This window comes from Streptomyces sp. G-G2 (genome assembly GCF_030063135.1).
GTDB lineage: Bacteria > Actinomycetota > Actinomycetes > Streptomycetales > Streptomycetaceae > Streptomyces.
Map to the genome: position 1 here is coordinate 79,487 of NZ_JASISO010000038.1, position 7,023 is coordinate 86,509.

At 72.7% G+C, this 7,023-nt stretch carries 8 protein-coding genes; 2 read left to right on the plus strand and 6 right to left on the minus strand.

The annotated features are described in order from the left end of the window. Positions 1 to 32: 32 nt before the first annotated feature. The 5 genes from QMF80_RS27120 to sigE all read right to left on the minus strand — a co-directional run bounded on the left by QMF80_RS27120 (position 33) and on the right by sigE (position 4,589). Entirely contained in the window at positions 33 to 836 is an 804-nt protein-coding gene (locus QMF80_RS27120) for a hypothetical protein (RefSeq protein WP_283457813.1), read from the minus strand. Positions 837 to 1,017: 181 nt separating this feature from the next. After that, on the minus strand, positions 1,018 to 1,476 hold the full coding sequence (locus QMF80_RS27125; protein WP_283457815.1) for a sec-independent translocase: 459 nt from the start codon (positions 1,474 to 1,476) through the stop codon (positions 1,018 to 1,020). Between the two features lie 93 nt (positions 1,477 to 1,569). After that, the gene (locus QMF80_RS27130; RefSeq protein ID WP_283457817.1) at positions 1,570 to 2,949 is read right to left on the minus strand and encodes a S1C family serine protease; all 1,380 of its coding nucleotides are present in this window, start codon (positions 2,947 to 2,949) and stop codon (positions 1,570 to 1,572) included. 177 nt (positions 2,950 to 3,126) lie between these two features. After that, positions 3,127 to 3,813, minus strand: coding sequence for a zf-HC2 domain-containing protein (locus QMF80_RS27135; RefSeq protein WP_283457819.1), 687 nt, complete (start codon positions 3,811 to 3,813; stop codon positions 3,127 to 3,129). Beyond that, on the minus strand, positions 3,810 to 4,589 hold the full coding sequence (sigE, locus tag QMF80_RS27140) for an RNA polymerase sigma factor SigE (RefSeq protein ID WP_283457821.1): 780 nt from the start codon (positions 4,587 to 4,589) through the stop codon (positions 3,810 to 3,812). Before sigE ends, QMF80_RS27135 begins: the two co-directional genes overlap by 4 nt. Positions 4,590 to 4,756: 167 nt before the next feature. Between sigE and QMF80_RS27145 the strand changes: the two genes are divergently transcribed. Then, positions 4,757 to 5,419: an O-methyltransferase gene (locus QMF80_RS27145; protein WP_283457823.1), complete on the plus strand. Its 663-nt coding sequence runs from the start codon at positions 4,757 to 4,759 to the stop codon at positions 5,417 to 5,419. Between the two features lie 202 nt (positions 5,420 to 5,621). Here the strand turns inward: QMF80_RS27145 and QMF80_RS27150 are convergent, their stop codons facing one another. Further along, complete coding sequence (locus QMF80_RS27150; RefSeq protein ID WP_069086806.1) at positions 5,622 to 5,789, minus strand: DUF3117 domain-containing protein; 168 nt, start codon at positions 5,787 to 5,789, stop codon at positions 5,622 to 5,624. A gap of 307 nt (positions 5,790 to 6,096) precedes the next feature. Here QMF80_RS27150 and chcB point away from each other — a divergent pair, with 307 nt between their 5' ends. Beyond that, positions 6,097 to 6,900, plus strand: coding sequence for a 2-cyclohexenylcarbonyl CoA isomerase (gene chcB / locus QMF80_RS27155; protein ID WP_283457828.1), 804 nt, complete (start codon positions 6,097 to 6,099; stop codon positions 6,898 to 6,900). The last annotated feature ends 123 nt before the right edge of the window (positions 6,901 to 7,023 follow it).

Below are 7,023 nucleotides of genomic sequence, written 5' to 3' on the forward strand. Positions count from 1 at the left end.
CCCTTCGCGCGCAACGGGTGGGGTGGTGGCGGCTACGCGTACGAGCCCAGGTCGCCGATGACCGAGAAGCCGAGCCCGTAGGCGCTCATCCCCCGCCCGTACGCGCCGAGATGGATCCCGTCCCGGGTGGATCCGGCCAGCACCCAGCCGAACTCGGACTCGCGGTAGTGGAAGGGCGTCGGCTCACCGTCGACCGGGAGCGAGAGCGTGGACCAGTCGTCGCCATCGAGGTCGTCGGCCAGTTCCCAGGCGGCCTCGGTCTGCTGGTCGAGCCAGTCGCCGCGCAGGGTGTGGTCCATCTGGCTGGGCCAGGTGAAGGCCAGCAGCCCGGAGCCCGCCAGCCAGGCCGCCGAGGACACCGAGGTGGCCTCCAGCACTCCGGTGCCGTCGGCGCTGCGGCGCAGCGGGTTGCTCGCGACGGTGACGACCACCGCGAAGCGCTCCTTCTCGCCGGTCGCGATCTCGCCGCGGACCGAGGGCTCGTCGCCGTGGCCGGTGGATCCGTGCTCGACGGTGCCGTCCGCGGCCGTACCGACCTGCATCAGCCAGCGGGGGCCGGTGAAGGCCCCGTCCAGCCCGTACCAGGGGAAGGACGCCCGGAGATAGCCCTCCACGGCTCTGCGGGCCCCCGGGACTGGCGTGGTGTGCGCGGGGGCACCCCCGGCCGGTCCGGCCGGGTGCGCGGCGCTCTGGGGGGCCTGGGGCGGCTGGGGAGCCTGCGGGGCCTGGGCCGCCGCCTCGGCGGCGCCCTCGGCGGATTCCGTGGCGGGCTGGGCGGGCGCGGTCGGCGCCTCGGCGGGCTGCGCCCCTACCCGGCTACTGCTCGTCGTCTCCATCGGTGCGGCCTCTCGTTCCGTGGGACCCGGCGCGGCCCTCCCCCTCGCTTCGCTGGGGGGACCCTCCCTGGGGCGCCGGCGTCCGGACAGACGAGAGGATAGCCATCCGACCCGCCGAGGCCCGGCAGGCCGAGGTGTCAGGCGGGTCAGACGGCGGCGGCAGCGGCGTGGCGGGCGGCGGTCAGGTCGCGTCGGCGTCGAAGGGGGTGCGCCGGTCCGCTGCGGGCGGCGCGGGCCGCTTCACCAGGTCGGGCCCACCGGTCGTGGTCACGACGTTGTCGGTTTTCTCGGCGGGCACGGAACCCGCCACCGGATCCGGCTCCCTGCTGTTGACGGCGTCGGTGACGTCGTTGAGCTCCTTGCGCAGGTCGAAGCTGCTCCGGATCTCCTTGAGGTCCTCGTTCTCCGTCAGCTGCTTGCGGATGAAGGCCTTCGGATTCAGGTCCTCGAATTCGAAGTCCTTGAACTCGGGTCCGAGTTCCGACCGGATGTCCTGCTTGGCGCTGTCCGAGAACGCGCGGATCTTCCGGATCACTCCGGTCACGTCCTGGATGACCTTCGGAAGCTTCTCCGGTCCGAAGATGAGGATGGCCAGGACCACGATCGTGACCAGTTCGAGTGCGCCTATGTCGTTGAACACGTTGCCGCTCCTCGGTTCTCATCCTGCGGGCCCGGACCACGGTACCCGGCCGTGTCCGCAGGCCAACACCTCACTCCCGGTTTCTCGCACCGGTCACCCACTGTTCGCCGAACCCAGTACGAGTTCCAGCGTGCGCTCCCGGCCGTCGCGGAGCACCGTGAGGCTCAGCGGGTCACCCGGGCGGTGGGCCCTGACCTTGATGATCAGCTCGTCACCGCCGTGCACCCGCTGGCCGTCCACCTTGGTGATCACATCGCCGGACCTGATTCCGGCCCGGGCCCCGGGGCCGTCGACGGGGACGGCCGGTTTGCCCTCGGCGCCCTTGTCCCCGACCCGGGCCCCGTCGCCCGCGTACTGCATGTCCAGGGTGACCCCGATGACCGGGTGGGTGGCCCGGCCGGTGCGGATGATCTCCTCCGCGACCCGCTTGGCCTGGTTGACGGGGATGGCGAAGCCGAGCCCGATGCTGCCGCTCTGGCGGGCCGGGTCCTTGCCGTCCGATTCCTGGTCGGCGCCCCGGATGGCGCTGTTGATGCCGATCACCCGGGCCAGGCCGTCCAGCAGCGGACCGCCCGAGTTGCCGGGGTTGATGGGCGCGTCGGTCTGGAGCGCGTCCACGTAGCTGACGTCGCCCCCGTCACCCTTGTCCCCGCCCGCGGTGATGGGCCGCCCGGTGGCGCTGATGATGCCCGCGGTGACCGTGTTGGTCAGGTCGAAGGGCGCCCCGATGGCCACCACCGGGTCGCCGACCTTGACGTTCTCCGAATTGCCCAGGGCCAGCGGGCGCAGGCCGCGGACCCCGTCGACCTTGACCACGGCCAGGTCGTAGCCGCCGTCGCGGCCGACCACCTCGGCGTTCACGCTCTCGCCGGTGCTGAAGGTGACCGTTATCAGCTTGGCGTCCGCGACCACGTGGTTGTTGGTGAGGATGTGGCCCTGGGCGTCCAGGACGAACCCGGTTCCGGTGCCGTTGCTCGCGCCGCCGCTGACGTGCAGGGTGACCACGCCGGGCAGGGCGGTCGCGGCGATCCCGGCCACGCTCTCGGGGGCCCGGCCCTTGGGCGCGACCGCCGCCTGCGGGAGTTCCAGTCGGGTGCTGCTCCGCCGCTCGGCCAGTACGCCGATCCAGCCGCCGACACCCCCGGCGAGCAGGGCGCTGCCGAGGGCCAGGGCCACGAGCTGGCGCGTACGGACCCCGGACCGCCCCGGGCCCACGTCCTGGACCTGGAGCGGGGCCGCGCCCCACGGGTCGTACCGGGGGACGGGAGCCGCGGCGTCCTGCGCGAGGGGTACGCCGTCCCGCGCACCGTCCCCGGCCGCGTCGGCCGAACCGGAGCGCGGCCCCGGCACCCGCCCCTCGCCCGCGTCGGCCGGTCCGGTCGCGTCGGCCGGGCCGGGACGGCTCCACCACCGCGGGGCCGTCCGCACCGGAACCGGGGCCGGGTCGGCCGGATGGTGGGTGTCGTCGGTCATGGGCGCTCCCCGCGTGCCTCGCGCGCGCCCCGCCGGGCGCACCTGGCGAGGATTCAACCAGGTCGCTCCAAGGAGCGGCAGAGGCGGGCAGAGGTGTCGCCGACCGGACCGCCGACGCGTCGGCGTCGGCGCGCCGGGTCCGGCGTCGGCGCGCCGGCCTGCGTGCCTGTCAGCGGTTCAGCGCGTCAGCGACACCGGGCGCGGCGACAGGCTCGGCGCCACGGGCGGCAGCGGCGCGGCGACGGACGCCGAGGGGCCCAGCACGGCCGCCAGCTCCGGGCCCAGGGTCACGGTGCCCACCGGGGGCCGGGGCCGGTCCCGGATGACCGCGTCGACCACGGACAGGGCGCCACCACTGGCCCCCGGCTGGACGGCCGGGGTGACGCTCGCGCCGCCCTCGCCCCGGGCGTTGGGCTCGATCGAGTCCATTGGGAGCGAGCCGCCGAGCGCGATCGCGGCGAGCGAGACGGCGCCCGCGGCGACGAACGCGAACCGGCGGCGGGGCCGGCCCACCTCGTGTATCCGGAAGCCCTCCTGCGGGCGGGGGCTCTGGAACGCGTACCCGAAGGTGGCGAAGGGATCGGTGGCAGCCGCGGGGCGCGGCGGCCCGGGCGGCCCCTCGGGTCCCGCGCCGGGCAGGCCCTGGAGCCGGGCCAGCAGCCCGGCGGAGAGCGGCGGCGGCGCGCTCTCGACGAAGAGGGTCTTCAGCCGACGCTGGGCATCGGCCTCGGACTTGCACTTGGCGCAGGTCGCCAGATGGGCGAGGACGCGCTCGCGCCCGTCATGGCTCAGTTCCCCGTCCACCAGGGCGGCGAGCCGGTCGCCCAAGTGGTGTTCCGCTGCGGACGGACTGACTCCGCTCACTCGGTTCCGCCCTCTCCCCCCACGAACGGGGCACCCGCGGCCACGCCCGCCAGCGCGCGCTGCTCCGCCCGCGCCTCCGGGGAGCGGTGCTTGAGCGCTTTGCGCAGGTGCGATCGGCCGCGGTGGATCCGGCTGCGGACGGTGCCGAGCTTCACACCGAGGGTGGCGGCGATCTCCTCGTAGGACAGGCCTTCGATGTCGCACAGCACCACGGCGGCGCGGAACTCCGGCGCGAGGGTGTCCAGCGCCTGCTGGACATCGGCGTCGAAGTGCGTGTCGTGGAGCACCTGCTGCGGATTGGGCTCACGGCTCGGCAGGCGCTCGGCGGCGTCGTCGGCGAGCGCGTCGAAGCGGATCCGCTGCTTGCGGCGCACCATGTCCAGGAAGAGGTTGGTGGTGATCCGGTGCAGCCAGCCCTCGAAGGTGCCGGGCGTGTACGTCGACAGCGAACGGAAGACGCGGACGAAGACTTCCTGGGTGAGGTCCTCGGCGTCGTGCTGATTGCCCGTCAGGCGGTAGGCCAGTCGGTAGACCCGCGCACTGTGCGTGCTGACGATCTCCTCCCATGAGGGAGGGGTCCACGCCTGGGAGCCCGCATCGGCGGCAAAGGTCGCGGTAGTTGCGGTGGCAGCGCTGTGGAAACGGTCAGCAGTGTTGATCACGGATTTCGGCTCACCCGCCGACCAGAAGAAACGCCGAGGGGCGCCTCCACGATCCACAGGCGCAGCCGCACCTCCCCTGTCGGCTCTGGTGGTGTCCAGCGGAGCCCCTACCATAGCCACCCCTCCCGTCAGCTCTGGATAAGCATTTTTGCAGTAACTTTGCACGGGTCGGAGGTCCCGGACCGCCGATCTGCCCGGCGCCGTCCCCTCTATCCCGCCTCTTCACCTCACAACGCCCAGTCCCATCTGCGGGTTCCCGACGTCAGCGGATACAGTCACCGTTGCGCCAACTATGGGGACAGGAGAGGGTCATTAGCGGCAACCGGCAGACGAGCTGGGCGTTCGCCGACGCGTTTGTCGCCGAGGACGACGCTCTGCGGTGGGCCCGCGACCGGGCGGGGGAAGCGGGCGTACGCTCGGTCTCCCCCGGCACCGGGGCCGCGCTGCGCCTGCTGGCCGCCACCGCGGACGCCAAGGCGGTCGCGGAGATCGGCACCGGCACCGGTGTCTCCGGCATCCATCTGCTCCACGGACTGCGCCCCGACGGGGTGCTCACCACCGTGGATCCCGAGCCCGACCGGCAGGCCTTCGCCCGCCAGGCGTTCCGGGCCGCGGGCTTCGCGGGCAACCGGGCGCGCTTCATCCCCGGCCGGGCCCTGGACGTACTGCCGCGGCTCGCCGACGGCGGCTACGACCTGGTGTTCTGCGACGGCGACCCGGCCGAGTCCCTCGACTACCTCGCTGAATCGTTGCGCCTGCTGAGGCCCGGCGGACTGGTGTGCTTCGAGGGAGTCTTCTCGGACGGCCGTACGGTCGACTCCGCGGCCCAGCCGGTGGAGGTGCTGCGGGTGCGCGAGCTGCTGCGCACGGTCCGCGAGAGCCCCGCCCTGGAGTCCGCGCTGCTCCCGGTGGGCGACGGCCTGCTGTGCGCCGTACGCCGCTGAGCCGTACCGGCACCGATCCGCGCCGGCGCTGATCCGGATCCGGTATCCGCACGTCGCCGGGCCGCACGCCGTCGATCCCTACGTCGCCGGGCCGCGCGCCGTTGGGCCGAACGGGCCTCCTCCGGCGCCGGGTGGGTACGCCGGTGCCCCGGTCGCGGTGAACGCGGCCGGGGCACCGACGGAAATCAGGTAACGCGACGCGTCAGCCGACGACCTTCTTCAGGGCGTCACCGAGGGCGCCGGCCTCGTCCGGGGTCAGCTCGACGACAAGCCGACCGCCGCCTTCAAGCGGAACGCGCATGACAATGCCCCGCCCCTCCTTGGTGACCTCGAGCGGGCCGTCGCCCGTCCGCGGCTTCATGGCCGCCATGCTCGTTCCCCTTCCTGAATCCAGCTCATCGTCAGCCGACGGCCCCATTCAGGCGCCTAATACCCGGCATCGAACACATTGCTTCCCGCCATTATCCCGCATGTCAGGACCCGATGACCAACATCGGGTGGGAACGCTTGTGCAACGCGCTTGACCAAAACCACTCATTTCGGAGATCCGCCTGCGATACTTCGCCCCCGCCCGGGCCACGGAGCACCCAGTTTCTTTGACGCACATCACATACCCGGTGGCCCGTGCGGTCCGCCATGCTGGGGACTTCTGCCCGCGACGAAGGGGGACCCCCGACATGTCCGACAGCGTGCTCTACGAAGTTTCCGACGGCCTCGCCACGATCACGATCAATCGCCCGGACGCGATGAACGCGATGAACACCGAGGCGAAGGTCGCGCTGCGGGACGCGGTGGTGGCGGCCGGGGCGGACCCCGCGGTGCGGGCGGTCCTGCTGACGGCGGCCGGGGGCCGGGCCTTCTGCGTGGGCCAGGACCTCAAGGAGCACGTCGGGTACCTGGCGGCGGACCGCGAGAACGGGTCCACCCTGACGATGAGCACCGTCTCGGAGCACTACAACCCGATCGTGCGGGCGCTGACGGAGATGCCGAAGCCGGTGGTGGCCGGGGTGAACGGGGTGGCGGCCGGAGCGGGCTTCGGCTTCGCGCTGGCGGCCGACTTCCGGGTCGTCGCGGACACCGCGTCCTTCAACACCTCTTTCGCCGGGGTCGCGCTGACCGCCGACTCCGGGGTCTCCTGGACCCTGCCCCGGCTGATCGGGCCGTCGCGCGCCGCCGATCTGCTGTTCTTCCCGCGGTCGGTACCGGCTCAGGAGGCGTACGAGCTGGGCATCGCGAACCGGATCGTGCCGGCGGAGTCCCTGGCCGCCGAGGCCGCGACGGTGGCCCGGGCGCTGGCGTCCGGTCCGACCGTGGCCTACGCGGCGCTGAAGGAGTCCCTGGCGTACGGGGCCGCGCACGGGCTGACGGAGTCCCTGCTGAAGGAGGACGAGCTCCAGACCCGCGCCGGCGCGTCCGCCGACCACGCCATCGCGGTGTCCGCGTTCCTGTCCAAAACCCCCCCGGCCTACCTGGGCCGCTAGATGAATGAGTCCAAGGGATGACCTGCGGACATAGGACGAGGGCATCCAGAGTCTGTGTGTGAAGACCGACTTGGACACCCTCGCCACAGCACTCTATGCCCGGATCGACGACGAGTTGAAGGC

Bases quoted from the DNA above. Each gene is read 5' to 3' on its own strand.
- QMF80_RS27120 (WP_283457813.1), bottom strand. From the start codon at position 836: ATGGAGACGACGAGCAGTAGCCGGGTAGGGGCGCAGCCCGCCGAGGCG.
- QMF80_RS27130 (WP_283457817.1), bottom strand. From the start codon at position 2,949: ATGACCGACGACACCCACCATCCGGCCGACCCGGCCCCGGTTCCGGTG.
- sigE (WP_283457821.1), bottom strand. From the start codon at position 4,589: ATGGTAGGGGCTCCGCTGGACACCACCAGAGCCGACAGGGGAGGTGCG.
- QMF80_RS27150 (WP_069086806.1), bottom strand. From the start codon at position 5,789: ATGGCGGCCATGAAGCCGCGGACGGGCGACGGCCCGCTCGAGGTCACC.
- chcB (WP_283457828.1), top strand. From the start codon at position 6,097: ATGTCCGACAGCGTGCTCTACGAAGTTTCCGACGGCCTCGCCACGATC.